Below are 20,005 nucleotides of genomic sequence, written 5' to 3'. Positions count from 1 at the left end.
GGTTTCTATCGGAACCCCGTTGCTCAGGCAGATAAGGGTCGCAAAACTGTGCCTCCTCTGATGGAATATACAAGGCGAAGCAAGTAATAGTGAATAGGTAAAGATTAAACGTAAGTCGTTTGAAATGAGCTGTATTTCTGTATTTTGCAAAATGTGGAAAATGCAAACGACAACAGAATATTGAGGTTGTTCAGTTACCAAACCGTTAGCCGGGCGGTTACCGAAACAAAAACAGGTAACGGTAAGCGATGAAAAGAAATCCTCACCGTTTTATTTGCACTCATACACAGCATTTTGCATATCAAGGAACGCTTATATGGCAAGTATTTTTGCACTAAAAAGTATAAGCGTATGAAAGTAGAAAAATTCAAGGTATTGCTCTACCTCAAAAAGAGCGGACCGGACAAGTCGGGAAAAGCTCCCATCATGGGACGCATTACGGTAAACAGGACAATGGCACAGTTCGGATGCAAACTGTCCTGCACTCCCGAATTATGGAATCCACGTGAAAGCCGTCTGAACGGCAAAAGCAAGGAAGCGGTTGAGATCAATGCCAAGATTGAAAAGTTACTGTTGGCGGTAAACAATGCCTTTGACAACCTTGTGAATCGCAAGGTTGATTTTGATGCTACCGATGTGAAAAACCTTTTTCAGGGCAGCATGGAAACGCAGATGACGCTCATGCGAATGACGGATGTTGTCTGCGATGACCTCAAAGCCCGTATCGGCATAGACAGGGCAAAAGGGACTTATCCCGGTTATCACTATATGCGCCTGACAATCGGGGAGTTCATCGAGAACAAGTACAAGGTGAAAGATTTGGCATTTGGACAACTGACAGAGCAGTTCATCCACGACTATCAGTCTTTTGCCACGGAAGAGAAAGGCTATGCGATTGATACTGTCCGCCATCATCTTGCCATCCTGAAGAAGATATGCCGTCTGGCGTATAAGGAGGGATATGCCGACAGAATCCACTTCCAGCATTTTACCTTACCAAAGAAGACGGAAACGACACCACGGGCATTGAGTCGTGAATCGTTTGAGAAAATCCGTGATGTGGAAATACCCGCTTACCGCAAATCCCATATACTGGCAAGGGATATGTTTCTCTTCGGGTGCTACACCGGGGTCTGTTATGCGGATGTTGTCTCGATTACCCACGAGAACCTATATACGGATGAGGACGGTGCTTTGTGGTTGAAGTATCGAAGAAAGAAAAACGAACTTCGTGCCTGTGTGAAACTGTTACCGGAAGCGATTGCGCTGATTGAAAAATATCATAGTGAGGATAGGGACACCCTGTTCCCTTTGCTGCATTGGTCAAATCTCAGACGACACATGAAAGCGTTGGCGGCACTGGCAGGCATCAAGGATGATTTGTGCTATCATCAGGCGAGGCACAGCTTCGCCTCGCTGATTACGCTTGAAGCAGGTGTGCCGATAGAAACCATCAGTAGGATGCTGGGACATTCCGACATTTCTACAACACAGGTCTATGCCCGTGTCAGCCCGAAGAAACTTTTCGAGGACATGGACAAGTTCATAGAAGCCACCAAAGATTTTCAATTAGTTCTTTAATCCTTTAATACAGAAAACTATATGCGAAGCACATTTTCACTTTTACCCTACATTAACCGCAGCAAAGTAAAGGCTGACGGTACGACCGCCATACTCTGCCGCATAACCATTGACGGCAAACAGACTGCCATCAGTACAGGGATTTATTGCCGACCGGAAGAATGGAACAGCAAGAAAAACGAGATTAAATCCGTAAGGGAAAATAACCGCTTACGAGAATATTTACGACTGACAGAGGAAGCCTACAATGAGATACTGAAATCGCAAGGTGTGGTCAGTGCCGAGATTTTGAAGAACCACATATCCTTGAACAACATCCATCCGACCACTCTTCTACAGATGGGAGAATGGGAACGTGAGCGGTTGAAGAAGCATTCCGAAGAAATAGACTCGACTTCTTCCTATCGAAGTTCAATGTATTATCAGAAGTACCTGACGGATTTTCTTACGTCCATCGGTAAAAAGGACATTCCCCTTGAAGAAGTGACGGAGGATTTCGGCAAGTCCTACAAAGCCCACTTGAAGAAATGCAAGAACTTCGGGGCTTCCCAGACCAACCATTGCCTGCGTTGGCTGAACCGACTGTTGTACCTTGCAGTAGACAAGGAGATTCTCCGTGTAAATCCCTGTGAGGACTTGGAATATGAGACAAAGCCGGAAGCAAGGCACAGGTACATCAGCCGTGAGGAGTTCAAGAAGATACTTTCCACACCGATGTATGACAAGCGTATGGAACTGGCAAGACGGGCTTTCATATTTTCCACCCTGACGGGACTGGCGTATGTGGACATCAAACTTCTTCATCCCCACCATATCGGAACAAACGCTGATGGCAGACGGTACATCCGCATCAACCGAAAAAAGACAAAGGTGGAGGCATTCATACCCTTACATCCCATAGCGGAGCGGATATTGTCGCTGTATAACACGACCGATGACGAGAAGCCCGTGTTTCCTCTTCCCAACCGTGATGCCCTATGGTTTGAGGTTCACGAGTTGGGAATAACCATAGGGAAAGAGGAAAACTTGACCTATCACCAAAGTCGGCACAGTTTCGGAACATTTTTGATTTCGGCAGATATACCCATTGAGAGTATCGCCAAGATGATGGGACACTCCAATATCAGGACGACACAGGGATATGCACGGATAACCGATGATAAAATTTCCAAAGATATGGACAAACTGATGGAGCGAAGAAAGGAAATATCGTCTGGCGAAAAGAAGAAATAGCAAATAATCATCATAAAATAAAGGGATTATGAGCAGAGGCATAATAACAATCAGTGAAATGGGTGCAGTCACTATGCCGACCGCACCCGTATGGATGATGCAATTTGAGATTGCCGACCTGTTCGGGGTGTTCTCATGCAATGTCCGCAAGGCAATACGGGCAATCTATAAGAACAATGAACTGAATGAAGCCGATACGATGCGATATATCAGGCAACCGGATGGTATCAGTTATGACGTTTACAACCTTGAACTGGTTATAGCCATTGCATTCAGGATATGCAGTAAAGAAAGTGCTTTGTTCAGACGGTTTATAATAAATGAAATCAGCACTACCAAAAGAGAAACACCTGTTACGTTGTTTGTTTCCTGTGGCAGGAGTAATAACCGATGGTATAGTTGAGGTTCATCCCGTCAGTAACTTGTTTCCGTTGCCACACGTTTGAAAGGCATCCGACAACGAAAAACAAGCAACTGATGGGTAATTATAAGAGCAGAAAAGGAACGGCTTACGGATGAAGTGTCAATACTGCGCTTCGTCTGTAAGCCGTTCCTTTTTTCTTTTTGTCGAAAGTCTATTGCTGCCGCAATACAGGGCATACGGCAAACCGCGCTCCTTTAAGAAAAATCAAGTTATCCTTTGTCGGTAGGCGGAGCGGTAGCCGTCATTCAGCATCCGTTCGATGTCGGATTCACGGTAGAGGATTTTACCGCCCAACTGGATATAGGCGATACGCCCTTCATTGCGGTAGTCCTGAAGTGTCCGGCGGCTCACCTTCAGCCGTGCCGACACCTCCTTGTCAGTGAAGAAACGCTCACCGCCCAATGTCGGGCGGTAATTGGCGGTCAGGTGCTCTACATTATCAAGCAGTCGGTCAAGACTGCCCATAAAGTGGATTATCCACTTGTTGTCCTTGTTAATCAACTCATTCATATTACTCTGGATTTAGTGGGTGTTGTCATTATATTTAATTCATATAGTCTTTCCTTTGAACTTCGCTTCCTTCTATGTTGTATTCCAAAATTCTCGTTGAGATTTAGAAAAGATTAACGTTAAAAATCAATTGCTTATATTTCTGTGCCGATTGTGTAGGCACAAAAGAGTCATGATCGAGGCCTCTGCCCCAATCAAATAACCGGCAATCGGTTAGAGCCCGAAATGCCTTGTAGTAAAAAAAGTCCTATCAGGCAAACTTCTATCAGTCACGCCCCATCGGGCTGACAGTTTACTTATTCAGCATAATAGGAAAGACGCCACAACCTTTCTTTTAGATGCAGCCAAGGCTCATCAAGGAGGCGAGAGTAGCCGTCTTACTGTATTTGCCTATAAGACTTTTGTGTGTCGCATTATCTAACGGCATTCATATCTGCGGTTTGATTTCAGTACGGAAAATATTATGTTGGAGAGCTTGCGGGCTATCCGGATTATGGCTTCCTGCGACTTCATTCCGCGAGTGCACAATGCGCCGAACTTTGCGGAGAGTTCCGCGTCGTGCCGTATGGCTATCCATGAGGCCTCGACTATTTTTGGACCGAGGAATTTGTTTCCCCGGAAAGTCTTCTCACCGACGTATTCCTTGTCGCCGCTTGACGACATCATCGGCACGAGTCCGAGGAACGATGCGAACTGGCGCTGGTTACTGAAGCGACCGATGTCATCAATCTCGGTAAGCAGGCTCATGGCAATTGTCGAACCAATGCCGGGAACCGACATCAGGATGCCGTATTTCTCGGCATACCTGTCGCTGCGCGCCAGCGAGCGCAATCTGCGGTTGACATCAAGGAGGCGTTCCCTGTAATGGAGTACCTCGGCAATGAGCAGGTCAAGCGAGACCCGGGTGTCGGAGAGCAACCGCACGTCATTCTGCAACCACGTTATGAAACTTCTTGTCCAGTGGCGGTTGCTTCGGAAATATTCTTCGGGGTACTCCACGCCGTTGTTGTACAGCAGATGCTTGATTCTGGATTTTATGCCGCCGGAAAGCTTCACAATAGTGGCGCGGTGGCGTACCAGCGCACGGTCATCGAGGCTGTCCTTCGAGTGAATGTACACACTGCCGAGCTCGCCGCGCATAAGGGCTTTGGCCAGCTTTTTTGAATCCACCGGGTCTGACTTCGAGACCTTTTCCTTCTGGGTGGTCGGAACGTCAGCCGCATGTACCACGGTGCATTTTATACCAAGCTCAGTCAGGGCATAATAGGTCGAGAAGCCCGAAAACCCCGTCTCGTAGGCTGCATGGTAGCTACCGTTAGGATAATGCTTGTTCAAATGTTCAAAGAGCTCTTTGGCCGAAGCCTTTTGAGTATGAGTGCGCATAAACCCAGAGGGGGTGAGCACCGTGACACTCCATGTTCTCAGATGGACGTCAATACCAATAGAGATATTTTGTCCGCTGAAATCTTTTTTGTTACTTTGTACCATAGACGTATCGGTTTTGCTGTTAATGTATTTTGCTTTTACAAATTTACATGCAATTGCCCTTACGTCTATCTTTTCTCCTCACTCCTCTCGGGGGAAAGCCTTAGCGGCAAGGGGGCAGACAGCCCCCGTTGAGCGCCCCGTCAGCTAATCTGATGCAAACATAGTGACTTTCTTCTATCCTCCACAACGGAGACAATGAGCTCCACGTCTTCGGGACGGTAATACGTCTTGTGGTTTATCTGTGAATAAGCCAGCGTGCCGTTATCCCGAAGCGTCTGTAACGTGCGAGGGCTGATGTTGAGCATACGGCACACGTCCTGATTATCCATCCATTCGCTCATTTTCTTTTCCCCGTGCCGATGGCAGATGGCATCCATACGGCTGACGAAACGGTCGAACTTGGCGACCATTGCCTCAAAGGTCTTTCTTTCGATTGATACAATTTCCATATTGCCTTTCTTTTAATTGTTACTGTTTCTTTTGCCACAAAGAAATACATTATCCGCTGTCATGCAATGGATTTTCAAAAAGTGGCAGCGTGTTGCGCCGATACGGTAGTCATTGTCCGGGGTACTGCTTGCCGGTTATCTGTGAGCAAGCCGGTGGAATACGATTTCCGTTCAGCCTTTAATTCCCTTTTTTTATAAAGAAGCCACAGCCAAAATAAGGGCTTAATTTAAAATTGTCCCCAATCGTACCTTTGTACTTTCAGCTATTCATATCTGGCAAATCGGTGAAGTCCGCACCGATTTGTCAGTCCCCATAAAGCAAAACCGTACAAAAATGACTAAGAAAATCCAAGTGCTTGACTGACTGTATTAAAGCACCTTACTTCGCTCCCGATAATCGGTCGAGGTATAGACCAAGACCACATTCAATAACTTAATTAATTTGTTTTTACAATGAAAAAAGAACCAAACATTACAGAGCGTCAAGCTCGTGAAATCGTGGAAAAAATGGGGCGCAGGGAACCCTACACCTCCAAGTCGATAGACGACTTCTACAGGAGTATCGGTCTGGAACCGGAGGAGCCGGAACAGCCCGGCAAGACCGTCACGGAAGAAGCAGAAATTCATATGGCAGAAGAACCGTCAGGAGTGGCGAGCGGAGAAGCGGCAATGCCGCAGAAGCGTATCAGTGGCAAACAGCGCAGGCTGTCTTTGGATGAGTACCGCACCACCTATCTCAAAGTTCCCAAAATTATCAACCGCAAGCCCGTGTTCGTCAGTGAGACGGTGCGTGACGAGCTGGACAGGGTTGTCCGCTACCTCGGAGGGAAGGGCATGAGCGCATCCGGACTTATAGAGAACCTTGTCCGCCTGCACCTCGATGCCTACCGGAATGACATCGAGCAATGGCGCAAACTCTGACGGGATTACGGTGGAACAGGTTGAGCCGTTGGATGTACTCCATCGGTTCGACCGATACACAAAGTGAGTTATTACACTCGGAAATCAATCCGACAGGCGGAGGATTTTTGTGTCCTCAAAGACACAGCAAGGTATATTTTCAGTTACCCGAATGCTTCCGAGTAACTGAAAAAACCAGTACTGCCGTGGGCAGAATTATCCTCCGCAGTCGGATAATTTCGGGGTTCCTTAATCAAAGATTAAACAATGGATGAACCATTAAATTAAAAGAACAAGAGAATGGAAAAGAAGAGCAAGTACGGGAGAAATCCCAAATTGAACCCGAAGACGCACTGCGTGATGGTGCGCTTCGATGATGAGGAATGGAACAAATTTCTCACGATGTACGAAGAATCACAGGTGTATGCGAAAGCCGTCTTTCTGAAGGCGCACTTCTTCGGGCAGAAGTTCAGGGTGCTGAAGGTGGACAAGACGCTGGTGGACTACTACACCAAACTATCGGACTTCCACGCCCAGTTCCGTGCCATCGGTACGAACTACAATCAGGTCGTTAAAGAATTGCGCATCCATTTTTCGGAGAAGAAGGCGATGGCGTTGCTCTACAAACTGGAGAAACATACCATCGATCTTGTGAAGTTGAGCAAAGAAATTGTGGAACTTTCAAGGAAGATGTATGCTAGGTGGGAACAACAGAATTGAAGAAAGTAGCCTGATAAATGAACAAAGTTCGTCAAACAACTTCATTGCCGATCATGTCATCATCGGCGGCCGGGGTTTCAATTCAAGGATGAAAACCATCCGAAAGGGATAAAAATGTATATAAAAAAATGAAGTAAGCGGAATAATTATCTACATTCTCTTGCTTCATTTTCATTGATTAATCTATAAATTTCATTGTCGTAATAATAACGTTTGCTTATAAATCATAAAAATAGCCGTATTTGCTTGACTGACTAATTTATTTAGACTAATTTTGCATATACCAAATTTCATTTTATGATGGAACAACTTACCAAGCGTGAAGAAGAAGTGATGAATAAGTTTTGGGAGAAGGGCGAAGCTACCGTTAAGGAGATTATTGCCACTTATCCCGAACCTCGTCCAAGCAGAACCGCCATATCTACATTCGTGAAGTTTCTTGTTGATAAGGGCTTTTTAGACCACAAGCCGGCAGGAAACAACGGATTCATCTACTATCCCCTTATCGAAAGAGAGGAGTATTGTGGTAACAATCTGAAAAATGTCGTTCAGCGATATTTCAACAATTCCATTCGTGGAGTGATAAGCACTCTTGTAAGAGATAGAAAAATGTCAGACGATGAAGTCCTGGAGTTGATAAATCAGGTGATAGAAGGCAATAGCCAAGAATAGAACTGATTATTATATGGAAGTCAAGAGCATTATTGGCATTAATGGTGATGCGCAGGAAGATGGCAATATTTATCATTATTTGCACATATTGAATATAAATGAAATAGAACGGCTCAAATAGTTTTAGATATGAACCAAACAGAGATATATCCTCGTTCTGGTGATAATCAGACTGTCTATCTTAAATCAGTCATAACGCACCAGAATATTGAAGTCGGAGATTTTACCATTTACAATGATTTTGTGAATGACCCTCGTGACTTTGAGAAGAATAACGTGCTGTATCATTATCCTATAAATCATGATCGTTTGATTATCGGAAAGTTTTGCTCAATAGCCTGCGGAGCAAAGTTTATATTCAATTGCGCCAACCATACCCTGAAATCGCTTTCTACATACACGTTCCCGCTTTTCTTTGAGGAATGGGACTTACCGAAATCTGATGTTGTTTCTGCTTGGGATAACAAGGGCGATATTGTAATTGGCAATGATGTGTGGATTGGATATGACGCTATAATAATGGCTGGAGTGACCATCGGTGATGGTGCTATAATTGGCACACGAGCTGTTGTCACAAAGGATGTCGAGCCATACTCGATTGTTGGCGGTGTTCCTGCAAAGGAAATACGAAAACGATTCTCTACAGATATTATAGCCCGATTGCAAGAACTCCAATGGTGGAACTGGGACGCAGATATAATTTGTAATTCAATCAAAGCTATTCAAGACGGGGATTTAGGTTCATTAGACTGTCATTTTATATGAGGGACAAAACTGTATTCAAAATGAGAAAGTTACTGTTTATAATTATATATTTGTCTTTTATATCGCCTGCTTTCGCTGGTGGAAACAAGGCGATAGAGAATGCTTTGCACGAGTATATCAAAGGGAAAGATGCCCGGATAGGTGTCGCGGTCATTATCAATGGCAAAGACACCGTATCTGTCAACGGCAATCGGGATTTCCCTATGATGAGCGTAGTCAAATTTCCGCTGGCTCTGACGGTAGCGCACTGGATAAATACTAACGGTATGTCCCTGAACGATACCGTAACATTCAGCGAGAAGGCTATGAAAGAGGATACCTATAGCCCGATGCTCAAAAAGTATGGTAAGAGCCTAAATGCCATGACTGTAAGAGAACTGCTTGAATGGTCTTTGGTTGAGAGTGACAACAATGCGGCAGACATACTCCTGCATCGCGTCGGTGGAACATCGGGAGTAACATCAATAATGAGGCAAATGGGTATCTCTGATGAGATTGTAATCGGAGCCTCGGAAGAAGATATGCACCGTGATCCATACCTAAGCTATCTTAACCGTACCACACCTTTGGCAATGGCGCAGCTATTTGATAGGTTTTACCACGAATTGAGAAACGCATCACAGTCATATTCTGAAATATCCGTTATGCTTGAACAGTGTCGCACGGGGCTTGACAGGCTTGCTTTCCCCCTTTTGCCTACTAATGCCCTGATAGGACATAAGACAGGTACAGGATTTCCGACACCCGAAGGTCGCATATCCGCAGTAAATGATTGTGGATATGTGAACTTGCCTAATGGTACAAGATATTCTGTTGCCGTGTTTGTTGCTGATTCCAATTACGACATAGCAACGACCTCAGCCATCATTGCTGAGGTCTCTAAGATTGTCTTGGAAGGTTTGATTAAACAAAAATAAGATAAGAATATGGAACATAAATTTTGTCAAAGCTGCGGAATGCCGCTGACTACAGACAACAAAGGTACTAATGCTGATGGCAGTCGCAACGAGGATTACTGTATCTACTGCTATAAGGATGGCAGATTCACACAAGACTTCACTATGGAGCAGATGATTGAACATTGCGCTCAGTTTACCGACGAGATAAACAAGGAGTCAGGACAGACCTTGACACAGGAACAGGCAAAAGACATGATGCGTCAATTCTTTCCACAACTCAAACGCTGGAAAAACCGGACAGCCATGTTTATTGCAATTCTGACATATAAGAAACCGCTTGAAGAAGTCGACCGTTTCCTTCAGGCTCATCGTGACTATCTTGCCGAGCACTATGCGGCTGGCGATTTCATCGCATCCGGTCCGCAGACTCCCCGCGTTGGCGGTGTGATAATGATAAAGTCTGACAATCGCGCGTTGGTAGACTCCATCATCGCTCAAGATCCGTTCAACATCAATGGTGTTGCTGACTACCGGATTGTGGAGTTTACTCCGACAATGTTTGTAGAATCGAGCCTTTCCGACATACTAAAATAAGTATTATACTGATGGTTAATAAAAGAGCTATAATTATTTGGCTGGCAATCACAATCCTTGTGATGTTAGCATTGCCTTTTGCCGTTGCCCGGCTTGCGTCTGAATGTTCCGGAATGGCACTGTGCATGATGCTTTTCTTAATTGTGAATCCTATTTATTCTGCGATTCTTGGTTATCGCTGCGGGAAAGACATAAAGAAAATGTGGAATCTTCCATTGGTGTCAGCCGTAGCGTTTCTTGCCGGGACATGGATTTTCTTTGACATACATGAATTATGGTTTGTCGTCTATGCAACAGTATATCTTGCAATAGGTTGGACTGCAATGGCTATAAGCAAGCATATAAACAGTCCCAATAAGGGTAATGATATTTTCCCGTTTTCAGACGCTCCAAATACGGCTGTTTTCATATGCAGTCATATCCTGGATGGTAAAGAAAAAATATTATTTGTTTCACACGATGCGGATGACGGAGCATGGCAATTCCTTTGTGGTAAAGAACATAATGAAAGCGACGCAAGGATAGTTTCATTAAAGTATGTATTGGATTTAGATCCGACTATCAGCAACCTGAATGATTTACCTCTTGGTTATTGTGCACAACGAAAATCCAAGAGTGACAAGTGGGTAATTGCAAAGAATTAAATTATGCCATACATATCAATCGAGAGCGGCAAACTGACCGCTGAACATAAAAACCGTTAATTGAAAATGAGCAACGATACACGAGACATCTTTTCCGGACTTAAAGCCCGCAAGCCACAATATGTGTTGGGCACAAAGAACGGGGATATACGCACATCAAACGTGACCGAGGAAAAGATCCTTGATGCTATAGACGACATTGAGGATAACGGATGCGTATACCTTGAAAAATGCGTGCCGGTGGTGTTGGTCAGCGATGCAAAGGCATACTCAATTGATTACTTTAAGGATAGCAGTATAGCGGTATGTTTTATGGTCAACGGGTATATGCTGCGAATGTGGCGGTCGGACGTTGATTGCGACATGGCCGCCGATATCATGTGTGACTTCTTCCGCACCGCATCGCTCCCTGATATGACCGGCTGGCACTGCCAGAAAATCCATCCCGAGCAAGAAAAGGCAGAGACGAAACTTTGTGTTGACGGCGAGGATTTCCGATACTTTGATATGGCGGATGTGTTCTGTGCTTTGGAAGATATCATAGAGGGCAAATCGCTATGGATGCTTTATGATTTCACTAAAGGCGATGGCGGGTATATCAACATCAGCAGGCGTGACAATGATACCGCTCCGACCACCGGATATAAAGTTGAATATGTAAGGTGGTCGGAGCCGGTGCCTATTGGTTACAGAGGTGTTATTTTTGATGTCGGTCTCCTGCGGAGCTGGCTGTGGAGTCTGATTGATGGCGAGAGATTGCCCGATCCTCTGAGCTGTTTGGAGGAGTTTGACGTAAACGATTATTTTGGAAGACTGGTATTCAGATTTTTAGACGAAGAGAAAGATGAAAGGTAAATATAGCAGGCAGGTGAAAACGGCAGTCAAGCTGATTTGGTCAAGTTTTGACCGCGATGAAATACGCCGGGGATACTCAATACTTATACTGGAGGCGCAAAAGGGCGATGCAGATGCGCTGGCATTCATAGCCCGCTGCTTCATGGGTGAGTCGTATGTATGGCCGCAGGCAGGCTTCAAAGCTGACGATGAAAACGCATCGAAGCTGATGCAGAAGAGCGCGATGATGGGCAGTGCCACGGGCGTTCTTTGTGCTGCGCGAAGCGCAAACCTCACCCCTTCGGTGGAACGTGCAATGCCGTTCGCTTCGTTTAAGGAAGCGTTTGAGGAGATTCTCGGTCAGGCAGAGCGTGGCGACGCCTTCTGTTGCTACATGGTCGGCAATGTGTATTATTGGGGCGACTATCTGCGTGTCGAGCCAGACTATGCCAAGCAATTCAAAGACGAAAGCGACTATAACGCATGGGCCTGGCCGATAGCAAAGGTGTGGTACGAGCGCAGTTTCGACGGCGGGCTTTGTGCCGGATGGGGCAATTACTGCGACATACGCAAATCCGGCCTCTGCGAGATTGCGCAAGATGTTTATGAGAAATATTACTTGAAGCTGGCGGATATTTCACCCGTAATCTGCAACAACTATGGCTATTATCTCCGCACCGAGAAGGGCGACTCATACGGTGGGCTGTTGCGATATGTGGAGGCTGCCCGCAGGGGCGACCCACAAGCCGCATACAATGCAGGGCATATCTACGAAGCCGGTGAAGAAGTGGATGAGAATATCGACCTTGCATATCAACTCTATGAAATGGCTGCCAAATGCGGACATCCCGCAGGACAATTTGAGGTAGGATATTATCTGTTTGAAGGCTTCGGTGATGTGGAGCAGGACTACGCCAAGGCTGTGGAATGGTTTGAAAAGGCATACCAAAACCCGAAATGCAGCGAGACCACCCGGACGCAGACCGCCGCCTACCTCGGTTTATGCTATCAGGATGGGCTGGGAACAGTTCAAGACGACGATGTGGCATTCGAGTATCTTCATGAAGCCGGGGAAGACATCGACAATCTATGGGAGTCAATAACCGTCAAGGTGCTCACCGCACTCGGCGTGGCGTATGCCTTCGGTCGTGGCACCGAAACGGATATAGAGCTGGGATACCAATATCTTGAGGATGCCGCAAAACTCGGTTCGGAAGAAGCCAAAGAGTATATCGGCTATATCAACTCGCCCGACTTTGAAGCCCGCGAGCGGAAAAAAGAAGAACCGGCCACTCCCGTAGCCCCGTTCTGGCAGGAAGTGACTGAAAAAATCAGAGATGCGGTTACAACTGACCTGCGCGAAATTCTTGGCCGCATAGATGATGAGCACATATACACTGCCGCCTTGGTCACCGACAGGTATTGCTGCTCTCTTTTTCTCGCTGTGAACACGTTGGAGTACCTTCAAAGCGAAGACGAAGAACCCGATGACGAGAGCAAATGGCATCCGGATGAATGGGGATATTCCGACGGACATGGCAGCGAACTGGTGAAGCTCAGCAAATCGCTGTGGGAAAACCACGCCACTTTGCCGGGCGAAGCCTTTTTCTTCAGCGCAATGATATCAGCGATGGCGCAGGTCAAAGGCTCGGGAATATTCGGAGAAGGCACCGAAGAAATCACATTCTTCATTTCAATATCGGATGATGAAGATGCTGAAAATCTCGAAGACTCGTCAGCCATGACACTGAATAGCCCCGAACTGGCAGCAGCTTTTTTGAATAGAAACAAGTAACATCATATTATGGCATATTATACTGTTTACTGGCCTCAGGACTGGTTGGACGAACTAAGAAAATCAAATGACACAGGGCCTGTAAAAGTAGTGTTTGGCAGCATCCACTCAAGGATGCCATCAATAGCATCAATAAAAGAGGGAGATGTCGTATTTCCGGTCTCATTGCTCGACAGGCATCTCTACATAATGGCACGACTGGAAGTGACTCATAAGGAAAGAGCCTTCGACTATTGCATAAGAGAACTCGGAAATCCTTACAGGTCTCTTATTCCCGAAGGTGTTGTCGTTAAGGTCTCTGACACATTCTTTTGTGCAAAAGACGTTTCTTATAAAAGTCTCCAGAGTGTGCCTGAGAATCTCACGATGATTATTCCCGGCGACAAACCCCATTGCAAGCATCAGGAACCGTTTAATTGCTGTGCCGAATGGGCAGTATGGGGAGAAAATGGCAGTGTTATCCAACCGCGCCTCATTCCTGATGAGGTTGTGCCACTTCTTAGATTCGGTTATCCGAAGAGTAAAGAGAAGCCATTACGAATCAATTCAAAAGGAGTTGTGTTGGCTCAAAGTATAGCTGCAACCCGGCGTTTGTCGGAGGAATCTGCAATGATTTTTGAAGGGCTCTTTGAAAACAGCTAAATTCGTTTAACCTCAGGAGAATCATGAATATAAAGTCGGAACTACAACAACTCTGTGGGGATACCCAAAATCTACGGCTTAATGACGTAAATATTGAGCCGGAAACGATACAGGCAATCATGATAAATGAGGTTGTCCCGTCATGTCCGGAAGATGATTTCTATGGGAAACCGGATTCCGCGTATATGTCAACGACAATTCCGATGTTCAGAAAAGCAGGAATAGAGATAGGTTCAGTACAAGACATTCTGAATAATGGAATTTACATTACCAATGCTGTCAAGACACCTAAAACCGAATATGCCGTTTCAAAGGAGAGCATAGAGGATAGCCTGCCCTATCTGGAAAAAGAGCTTGCTTTGTTTCCAAACGTCAAGGTTATCATGCTTATGGGAGATGTGGCAAAGAAAGCCTTTAATATGATATGCAAGAAGGCGACCAAGAAAAATGCCGTTCCAAGTATATCTACTTACAAGTTACGTAATACTGAGATTTCCTATAATGGAATACGCATTATGCCCTCTTACATTATGACCGGCCAGAACATTCTGATTGAAAAGTCAAAATTCGAGATGGCATCGAAGGATATAGAAACGATGTACAGGTTAATTAAATGTTTTGATTAAAGATGGCTATTGCACCTGATGATATTTTGAAATATTGCCTTGACAACCTTGAAGGGACGGTCGAAGTAAACAGTTGGGGCGAGCGTGGGATTTTCTATAATCCGGATGGAGTGTTGAAACGTGGGGTTTATATCTTGACGATAAAAGAAAAGGATGGCGACAATGATCGAGCTTCCCACCTTGACCGCAAGGATGTGTGGCGAATAAATATAGGAGTCAGAAAACAGACCTTCCGCACTTTATTCGGAGAACTGCCCAAACGTCCATGTAAAGGTTGCATTGTAGATATGCCGTATGAATTTACCGCAAAGGATGTCATTATGCCGCATCCGGTTTATGCGTGGATGGGCTGGATTTGCGCTCTGACTCCATCTGAAATGACGTTTGAATCATTAAAGCCTTACATTCTTGAATCCTACGAATACGCAAAAGAGAAATTCAAAAAAAGATGACGGGATAGTGAACTGATTATTTGAAAACGATGATAGAACATATGGAACAAAGATTTTGTCAAAGCTGCGGTATGCCCCTTGTAGAGGGTAACATCGGCACAAATTCAGACGGCAGTAAAAGTAAGGACTATTGTGGCTACTGCTACAAAGGCGGTGCTTTCCTCCAAGATTTCAACATGAGCCAGATGATAGAGTTCTGCACTCAGTTTACCGACCAGATTAACAAGGAAACGGGTTGGAATCTGACGCCCCAACAGGCAAAGGCTCAAATGCAACAAATCTTCCCAACACTCAAACGCTGGAAAGAGAAAGATGAAAGGAGTTTGATTGAAAAAGCGATCCATCTTCTTTCCCAATGCAAAGAGGTTACGCTGGCATCGGTCAATGCGGAGGGTTTTCCTCGCCCTGTGCCATTGGATAAAATTCACTCGTTAGGATGCAATGAAGTTTGGGCAGTGACCGCAGCAGACTCCGAAAAGGTTGCCGATTTCAGGCTCAATCCCAAAGCCGGGCTTTCCTATTCATTTTACGGCGATAGTGTTGCTTTGCGCGGCACAGTCGAAATCATTACGGATGATGTAACCCGCAAACGGATGTGGCAGGAGTATTTTATAAATTATTTCCCCGCCGGCCCGGCAGATTCGAACTATGTGCTTATTCGCTTTATCGGAAATGAGGCTACCATCTGGATAAACCGCGAGTTTGCTCACATCACCATATAACACATAAATTATGAGAGATTCGGAACAAATGTATCCGGTCGTTTTTACAGCAGCTATCATTCAGAGGAATTTACGGTTGAGTGAGACATATAACACCAATGTCTGTTTTTTACTATCATTGGAAATTGTCATGTTGTAATTTTACGGGATGCAGACATTCAGAATCATACAGCCAACACCTGCCTTAAAACCGTTTATACGGTATTATTGGATATTGCAGGATAGTACCTCCGGCATAGTGTCGCAACGCACTTTGCCGACGGGTTGTATGTCGCTTGTGTTCCATCGTGGCGAAAGGCTGAAAGTCACGAACCGTGATGAATTACAGCCGCAGAGTTTTATTTGCGGTCAGGAAAGCGGTTATTCAGATGTGACTTCAACCGGTGACATCGAAATGATAGTGGTGGTATTCCAACCTCATGCGGCAAAAATATTCTTTCATATGCCAGTCACTTTACTGCGTGACAGGAATGTGGCGGTTGCGGACATTGAAAATCCAGCCTTGCGTGATTTGGCACACAGAGTTGAAGACAGTGAAAATCACGACATCTGCATTGAACTGATAGAGAATTATTTCTACAAGTGCCTGATGTACGGGACACCTTATCATCTGCCACGACTGGCGGAAGTGGTACGTCATATCAACAATTCCACTCAAACAAATATCAGGGCTCTTTCGAATATTGCGTGCCTGAGCGAAAAGCAATTCTCCCGGATTTTCTCGGAAAACATAGGAACGACACCCAAAGATTTCATGCGTATAGTCAGGTTGCAACGTACCTTATCAGTCTTGCAGCATAATCCGGGAATAGGTTTTGCCCAACTGTCATACGAGTGTGGGTACACCGACCAATCCCACATGATTAAAGAATTCAAGCTATTCTCCGGCTACACACCGAAAGAGTATATTGCTCGATACTCTCCTGTTTCTGACTATTTTACATTCTGAAAAATAGCGTTTATACAGCCTTGTATTTGGTTGTCACCGATTATTTTTATAATTTTGTCACCACTTAGTGACGTTATATAAGATGGAATTGAAAGAAACAGAAAAAAGACTTCTTGAAGCCGTGAGCCATATCGTAGAGAACGACGGTTTTACCAAAATCGGAGTTAATCGCATCGCTAATCAAGCCGGATGCGATAAGGTTTTGATTTATCGCTATTTCGGTGGGTTGGATGGTTTGCTCGTGGAATGGGCAAAGCGTCATGACTATTATTCGTTTGCCTATTCAGAGTTTATTGACACCATTAAACGAGCTAAAGACGGTAACATAAAGCAGATTGTTAAGGATGTGTTTATGTGTCAACTTAACTATCTAAAAGATAATGTAATCATGCAAGAACTTTTGGTATGGGAACTTTCAGGTCATTCCTCTTTCAAGGGAATTATAGAAGAACGGGAACGTATCGGATATAAACTGCAGGAGGAACTGAATAAGTTTTTGGATAGAGACAGTGACAACAATATGTCGATTGCAATAATCATATCCGCAATCAACTACATCGTTCTTTTCACAAGGCAATATCACAAAATCAACGGTATAGATTTCAGTAACCCGGAAGCATGGGAAAGAATGGAAGCTATGATTTCCAAATATGTGGATTTTATCTTTGACAACAATAATCTATGAAACATATTATTACAATAATACTTACATTATTTCTTGCAGCATTTGCTATGGCGCAGGAAAGAAATTATATTTCCATCTGCGGCAAGACCAAAACATCCATCAAATGGACGGAAGAACGCAAGAATGGAAAGATATACCTGTACACGGTTCAAGGTGGTGAGAAGCATGAGTATATCTTAGGAAGCGGTTATAAAACCGAGAGTTGGAAGATAGTAAATACTTCTTCAAACACCAATCTGTCAATCAGTCTGAATAATGGGATATACTCCATATCCGGCAAATTCAATGGAAAACAGATTTCAAAAAAGGTGAAAAGTAAAGGTAAGCCGTGGTATCAAAACATAGCCTATAATGCGGGATTAACTCTGAAAAATGGCAGGTCTGTGGAATACGAATGTTTTCGCCCCGACAACATGAAGCTCTATACCATGTCGGCAGCAAAGAAAGGAAATGAGAAATTAGACGGAAAGAATGCAGTAAGAATCGAAGTCAGTCTTACCGGCTTTATGTCTGCTTTCTGGAGCTGTGATTATTACTTTGACACGAGTTCTCTGATGTTTGTAGGCTATAAAGGCGTAAATGGAGGCCCCGGAACACCTGAAACAAAAATATCAGTCGCAAGATGAAGACAATAATATTCTATCGTTCCTCATATAGAGGAAACACGTTGAAGATTGCGGAAAGCATGAAGGATGCCCTATCTGCCGAATTGGTATCTATCGACAGCAATCCGTCAATCGACCTGTCGGATTATGACCTTATCGGCTTTGGCTCCGCGATTAACTTTGCCGCTCACGATATACGACTTCAAAGATTTGTTTCAGGTCAATATCTTAAAGGTAAAAACGTGTTCGTATTTTCCACCCATTGCAGACCTTTCTTGGGAGCATATCATAAGCACCTCAAAAAAATCATAGAGGCGAAAGGAGGAATTATAGTCGGAGAGTTTTCCTGTCAAGGATTTGACCGCACCGGGCCGTGGGTTCTGATGGACGGCTACAATAAAGCCAGACCGAATGAGCGGGATATGTTCAAGGCAAGACTGTTCTCGGAAAAGCTTCGGTGGAAATTGCATCCTTTGGCATTTGTTTGTAAAAATCCGATTGCAGGATATTCTGAAAGCATACCGATACGCCGCAAGGGTTCATATATAGTAGCCGGTAACAAGGTGGTGTTTCTCAATACCTCTACCTGTATAAATTGTGGAAAATGTATCAATGTTTGTCCGATGCACATATTCTCACTAAAAGATACGGCTTTGCCGATGGACGAGAAAAATTGTATCCAGTGCCGATTATGCGCCGACAACTGTCCGACATCCTCAATATATATCCAAGAATCTTTCTTGAATGGATTGCGGATAGCTCTCAGGGAATCATTCAGTAACAAATTGCAGAATAGTTATAAAGCTGAGGATAATCATCATTAGGTCTTTTAACCTAACACGGATGTCCGCTTTTTACTATCACAGGCTATTACATCGCTGTAACTTTGCAGCGTACTAATCAAATAATAAAAAGTATGATTGCATTTTTTGAAATCCCCACCAATGACTTGGACAAGTCGGTGGCATTCTATCAGGCTCTCTTTGGCGAAAAGCTGGAGGTGTCGCAGTTCGGCGATGAGAAAATGGCCTGTCTTATGAAAGAAGGTAAGAGTGTATGCTCAATCTCCTCGGCCCCCTCATTTCCCGGTTTCGCACCCTCTAACGGAGGCGTGTTGGTATATCTCCAGACAAAAGATTTGGATGCCAGCGTGAAAGCTGCGTTGGATAACAGCGCGACGCTCGTAACTCCCAAGACCAAGATTCAGGTTGACGGTTGGGGTTACTTCGCTATCATCGCCGATCCTGTCGGCAACCGCATCGGGCTTTATGGCGACAAGTAAAGAGCCGAAAACGTAGGTTACAGTGGAGAGAACTACTCAGTTTTATCCACTATCCGTATCTATAATCAATTTTTTCTGCCCGATTATTTTGTTGTCTAAAATAATTAGACTACTTTTGCATTATCAAATCGTCTAATTTAATTAGACTATATAAAATGGAAGATATGAGGCCATTAACAGAAAGAGAAGAAGAAGTGATGAACTTCTTTTGGGAAAGCGGGGCACTCTCGGTTCGGGATGTCGTTGCCCTTCACAATGAGCCGCATCCAAGCCGGACTACGGTAGCCACATTCGTGAAATTTCTTGAACAGAAAGGCTATCTCGACCACAAGGCTGAAAGCACAGGCTTCATATATTTCCCAATAATAGAGCGGGAAGATTATTGTGGACAAAATCTGAAGAGTGTCATTAGGCGGTATTTCGACAATTCCATTCAGAATGTTGTGAACTTCCTGATTAAAAGCGAGGAATATAGCGACGAAGAGGCTAAGGAAATAATATTGCAAATATCTAACAGAGGAAAGGAATAACAAT

25 protein-coding genes are annotated in these 20,005 nt (G+C 44.5%); 22 read left to right on the top strand and 3 right to left on the bottom strand.

Features of this window, described 5'->3' with window-relative positions; genetic code table 11:
• The first annotated feature begins 351 nt into the window (after window positions 1–351).
• The 3 genes from E5342_RS17030 to E5342_RS17020 are packed head-to-tail and all read left to right on the top strand — an operon-like array spanning window position 352 to window position 3,217.
• The gene (locus E5342_RS17030) at window positions 352–1,581 is read left to right on the top strand and encodes a site-specific integrase (protein WP_135959890.1); all 1,230 of its coding nucleotides are present in this window, start codon (window positions 352–354) and stop codon (window positions 1,579–1,581) included.
• 21 nt (window positions 1,582–1,602) lie between these two features.
• Window positions 1,603–2,814: a site-specific integrase gene (locus E5342_RS17025; protein WP_135959889.1), complete on the top strand. Its 1,212-nt coding sequence runs from the start codon at window positions 1,603–1,605 to the stop codon at window positions 2,812–2,814.
• Between the two features lie 28 nt (window positions 2,815–2,842).
• Window positions 2,843–3,217, top strand: coding sequence for a hypothetical protein (locus E5342_RS17020; RefSeq protein ID WP_135959888.1), 375 nt, complete (start codon window positions 2,843–2,845; stop codon window positions 3,215–3,217).
• Between the two features lie 225 nt (window positions 3,218–3,442).
• Here E5342_RS17020 and E5342_RS17015 read toward each other — a convergent pair whose 3' ends face one another.
• The 3 genes from E5342_RS17015 to E5342_RS17005 form a co-directional block, all read right to left on the bottom strand.
• Entirely contained in the window at window positions 3,443–3,748 is a 306-nt protein-coding gene (locus E5342_RS17015) for a helix-turn-helix domain-containing protein (RefSeq protein ID WP_103877546.1), read from the bottom strand.
• 417 nt (window positions 3,749–4,165) lie between these two features.
• Window positions 4,166–5,236: an IS110 family transposase gene (locus E5342_RS17010; RefSeq protein ID WP_055301324.1), complete on the bottom strand. Its 1,071-nt coding sequence runs from the start codon at window positions 5,234–5,236 to the stop codon at window positions 4,166–4,168.
• Between the two features lie 140 nt (window positions 5,237–5,376).
• Window positions 5,377–5,685 carry a helix-turn-helix domain-containing protein gene (locus tag E5342_RS17005; RefSeq protein WP_135959887.1) on the bottom strand — a complete coding sequence of 103 codons (309 nt, stop codon included), beginning with the start codon at window positions 5,683–5,685 and terminating at the stop codon, window positions 5,377–5,379.
• A 453-nt stretch (window positions 5,686–6,138) separates the two neighbouring features.
• Between E5342_RS17005 and E5342_RS17000 the strand changes: the two genes are divergently transcribed.
• From E5342_RS17000 to E5342_RS16895, 19 genes are all read left to right on the top strand, one after another.
• Window positions 6,139–6,606: a DUF3408 domain-containing protein gene (locus E5342_RS17000; protein WP_135959886.1), complete on the top strand. Its 468-nt coding sequence runs from the start codon at window positions 6,139–6,141 to the stop codon at window positions 6,604–6,606.
• A 279-nt stretch (window positions 6,607–6,885) separates the two neighbouring features.
• Window positions 6,886–7,305, top strand: a complete 420-nt coding sequence (gene mobA, locus E5342_RS16990; protein ID WP_135959884.1) for a conjugal transfer protein MobA — start codon at window positions 6,886–6,888, stop codon at window positions 7,303–7,305.
• A gap of 300 nt (window positions 7,306–7,605) precedes the next feature.
• Window positions 7,606–7,977: a BlaI/MecI/CopY family transcriptional regulator gene (locus E5342_RS16980; RefSeq protein ID WP_123400455.1), complete on the top strand. Its 372-nt coding sequence runs from the start codon at window positions 7,606–7,608 to the stop codon at window positions 7,975–7,977.
• A 129-nt stretch (window positions 7,978–8,106) separates the two neighbouring features.
• A complete protein-coding gene (locus tag E5342_RS16975) occupies window positions 8,107–8,742 on the top strand; it encodes a CatB-related O-acetyltransferase (protein ID WP_135959883.1) in 636 nt (211 codons plus the stop codon).
• 20 nt (window positions 8,743–8,762) lie between these two features.
• Complete coding sequence (gene bla / locus E5342_RS16970; RefSeq protein ID WP_123615314.1) at window positions 8,763–9,659, top strand: class A beta-lactamase; 897 nt, start codon at window positions 8,763–8,765, stop codon at window positions 9,657–9,659.
• 9 nt (window positions 9,660–9,668) lie between these two features.
• Entirely contained in the window at window positions 9,669–10,235 is a 567-nt protein-coding gene (locus E5342_RS20395; protein ID WP_230319791.1) for a zinc ribbon domain-containing protein, read from the top strand.
• Window positions 10,236–10,246: 11 nt separating this feature from the next.
• A complete protein-coding gene (locus E5342_RS19530) occupies window positions 10,247–10,879 on the top strand; it encodes a hypothetical protein (RefSeq protein WP_210434978.1) in 633 nt (210 codons plus the stop codon).
• A 66-nt stretch (window positions 10,880–10,945) separates the two neighbouring features.
• Window positions 10,946–11,734 (top strand): hypothetical protein, encoded by a 789-nt coding sequence (locus E5342_RS16950; protein ID WP_135959882.1) that lies wholly within the window; start codon window positions 10,946–10,948, stop codon window positions 11,732–11,734.
• Complete coding sequence (locus E5342_RS16945; RefSeq protein WP_135959881.1) at window positions 11,724–13,508, top strand: DUF4303 domain-containing protein; 1,785 nt, start codon at window positions 11,724–11,726, stop codon at window positions 13,506–13,508. Before E5342_RS16950 ends, E5342_RS16945 begins: the two co-directional genes overlap by 11 nt.
• Before the next feature lie 9 nt (window positions 13,509–13,517).
• On the top strand, window positions 13,518–14,150 hold the full coding sequence (locus E5342_RS16940; RefSeq protein WP_135959880.1) for a hypothetical protein: 633 nt from the start codon (window positions 13,518–13,520) through the stop codon (window positions 14,148–14,150).
• A 23-nt stretch (window positions 14,151–14,173) separates the two neighbouring features.
• Window positions 14,174–14,776, top strand: a complete 603-nt coding sequence (locus tag E5342_RS16935; RefSeq protein ID WP_135959879.1) for a uracil-DNA glycosylase family protein — start codon at window positions 14,174–14,176, stop codon at window positions 14,774–14,776.
• 2 nt (window positions 14,777–14,778) lie between these two features.
• A complete protein-coding gene (locus tag E5342_RS16930; RefSeq protein ID WP_246867151.1) occupies window positions 14,779–15,228 on the top strand; it encodes a DUF6194 family protein in 450 nt (149 codons plus the stop codon).
• A 41-nt stretch (window positions 15,229–15,269) separates the two neighbouring features.
• Entirely contained in the window at window positions 15,270–15,950 is a 681-nt protein-coding gene (locus tag E5342_RS16925; RefSeq protein WP_135959878.1) for a zinc ribbon domain-containing protein, read from the top strand.
• Window positions 15,951–16,098: 148 nt separating this feature from the next.
• Window positions 16,099–16,899: an AraC family transcriptional regulator gene (locus E5342_RS16920; protein WP_135959877.1), complete on the top strand. Its 801-nt coding sequence runs from the start codon at window positions 16,099–16,101 to the stop codon at window positions 16,897–16,899.
• An 82-nt stretch (window positions 16,900–16,981) separates the two neighbouring features.
• Window positions 16,982–17,584, top strand: coding sequence for a TetR/AcrR family transcriptional regulator (locus E5342_RS16915; protein ID WP_135959876.1), 603 nt, complete (start codon window positions 16,982–16,984; stop codon window positions 17,582–17,584).
• Window positions 17,581–18,210: a hypothetical protein gene (locus E5342_RS16910; RefSeq protein ID WP_135959875.1), complete on the top strand. Its 630-nt coding sequence runs from the start codon at window positions 17,581–17,583 to the stop codon at window positions 18,208–18,210. The genes E5342_RS16915 and E5342_RS16910 overlap by 4 nt, the downstream gene beginning before the upstream one ends.
• Window positions 18,207–19,013 carry a 4Fe-4S dicluster domain-containing protein gene (locus E5342_RS16905; RefSeq protein ID WP_135959874.1) on the top strand — a complete coding sequence of 269 codons (807 nt, stop codon included), beginning with the start codon at window positions 18,207–18,209 and terminating at the stop codon, window positions 19,011–19,013. The genes E5342_RS16910 and E5342_RS16905 overlap by 4 nt, the downstream gene beginning before the upstream one ends.
• A gap of 92 nt (window positions 19,014–19,105) precedes the next feature.
• Window positions 19,106–19,471, top strand: coding sequence for a VOC family protein (locus tag E5342_RS16900; protein WP_135959891.1), 366 nt, complete (start codon window positions 19,106–19,108; stop codon window positions 19,469–19,471).
• 164 nt (window positions 19,472–19,635) lie between these two features.
• Window positions 19,636–20,001: a BlaI/MecI/CopY family transcriptional regulator gene (locus E5342_RS16895; protein ID WP_135959873.1), complete on the top strand. Its 366-nt coding sequence runs from the start codon at window positions 19,636–19,638 to the stop codon at window positions 19,999–20,001.
• The last annotated feature ends 4 nt before the right edge of the window (window positions 20,002–20,005 follow it).

Origin of the sequence: Parabacteroides distasonis (assembly GCF_004793765.1) — a bacterium.
Lineage (GTDB): Bacteria > Bacteroidota > Bacteroidia > Bacteroidales > Tannerellaceae > Parabacteroides > Parabacteroides distasonis_A.
This window is presented reverse-complemented; position numbering and strand designations above follow the sequence as displayed.

Excerpts from the sequence above, each read along its gene's own strand:
- E5342_RS17030 (WP_135959890.1), top strand. The coding sequence starts at position 352 with ATGAAAGTAGAAAAATTCAAGGTATTGCTCTACCTCAAAAAGAGCGGA.
- E5342_RS17025 (WP_135959889.1), top strand. The coding sequence starts at position 1,603 with ATGCGAAGCACATTTTCACTTTTACCCTACATTAACCGCAGCAAAGTA.
- E5342_RS17020 (WP_135959888.1), top strand. The coding sequence starts at position 2,843 with ATGAGCAGAGGCATAATAACAATCAGTGAAATGGGTGCAGTCACTATG.
- E5342_RS17015 (WP_103877546.1), bottom strand. The coding sequence starts at position 3,748 with ATGAATGAGTTGATTAACAAGGACAACAAGTGGATAATCCACTTTATG.
- E5342_RS17010 (WP_055301324.1), bottom strand. The coding sequence starts at position 5,236 with ATGGTACAAAGTAACAAAAAAGATTTCAGCGGACAAAATATCTCTATT.
- E5342_RS17005 (WP_135959887.1), bottom strand. The coding sequence starts at position 5,685 with ATGGAAATTGTATCAATCGAAAGAAAGACCTTTGAGGCAATGGTCGCC.
- E5342_RS17000 (WP_135959886.1), top strand. The coding sequence starts at position 6,139 with ATGAAAAAAGAACCAAACATTACAGAGCGTCAAGCTCGTGAAATCGTG.
- mobA (WP_135959884.1), top strand. The coding sequence starts at position 6,886 with ATGGAAAAGAAGAGCAAGTACGGGAGAAATCCCAAATTGAACCCGAAG.
- E5342_RS16980 (WP_123400455.1), top strand. The coding sequence starts at position 7,606 with ATGGAACAACTTACCAAGCGTGAAGAAGAAGTGATGAATAAGTTTTGG.
- E5342_RS16975 (WP_135959883.1), top strand. The coding sequence starts at position 8,107 with ATGAACCAAACAGAGATATATCCTCGTTCTGGTGATAATCAGACTGTC.
- bla (WP_123615314.1), top strand. The coding sequence starts at position 8,763 with ATGAGAAAGTTACTGTTTATAATTATATATTTGTCTTTTATATCGCCT.
- E5342_RS20395 (WP_230319791.1), top strand. The coding sequence starts at position 9,669 with ATGGAACATAAATTTTGTCAAAGCTGCGGAATGCCGCTGACTACAGAC.
- E5342_RS19530 (WP_210434978.1), top strand. The coding sequence starts at position 10,247 with ATGGTTAATAAAAGAGCTATAATTATTTGGCTGGCAATCACAATCCTT.
- E5342_RS16950 (WP_135959882.1), top strand. The coding sequence starts at position 10,946 with ATGAGCAACGATACACGAGACATCTTTTCCGGACTTAAAGCCCGCAAG.
- E5342_RS16945 (WP_135959881.1), top strand. The coding sequence starts at position 11,724 with ATGAAAGGTAAATATAGCAGGCAGGTGAAAACGGCAGTCAAGCTGATT.
- E5342_RS16940 (WP_135959880.1), top strand. The coding sequence starts at position 13,518 with ATGGCATATTATACTGTTTACTGGCCTCAGGACTGGTTGGACGAACTA.
- E5342_RS16935 (WP_135959879.1), top strand. The coding sequence starts at position 14,174 with ATGAATATAAAGTCGGAACTACAACAACTCTGTGGGGATACCCAAAAT.
- E5342_RS16930 (WP_246867151.1), top strand. The coding sequence starts at position 14,779 with ATGGCTATTGCACCTGATGATATTTTGAAATATTGCCTTGACAACCTT.
- E5342_RS16925 (WP_135959878.1), top strand. The coding sequence starts at position 15,270 with ATGGAACAAAGATTTTGTCAAAGCTGCGGTATGCCCCTTGTAGAGGGT.
- E5342_RS16920 (WP_135959877.1), top strand. The coding sequence starts at position 16,099 with ATGCAGACATTCAGAATCATACAGCCAACACCTGCCTTAAAACCGTTT.
- E5342_RS16915 (WP_135959876.1), top strand. The coding sequence starts at position 16,982 with ATGGAATTGAAAGAAACAGAAAAAAGACTTCTTGAAGCCGTGAGCCAT.
- E5342_RS16910 (WP_135959875.1), top strand. The coding sequence starts at position 17,581 with ATGAAACATATTATTACAATAATACTTACATTATTTCTTGCAGCATTT.
- E5342_RS16905 (WP_135959874.1), top strand. The coding sequence starts at position 18,207 with ATGAAGACAATAATATTCTATCGTTCCTCATATAGAGGAAACACGTTG.
- E5342_RS16900 (WP_135959891.1), top strand. The coding sequence starts at position 19,106 with ATGATTGCATTTTTTGAAATCCCCACCAATGACTTGGACAAGTCGGTG.
- E5342_RS16895 (WP_135959873.1), top strand. The coding sequence starts at position 19,636 with ATGAGGCCATTAACAGAAAGAGAAGAAGAAGTGATGAACTTCTTTTGG.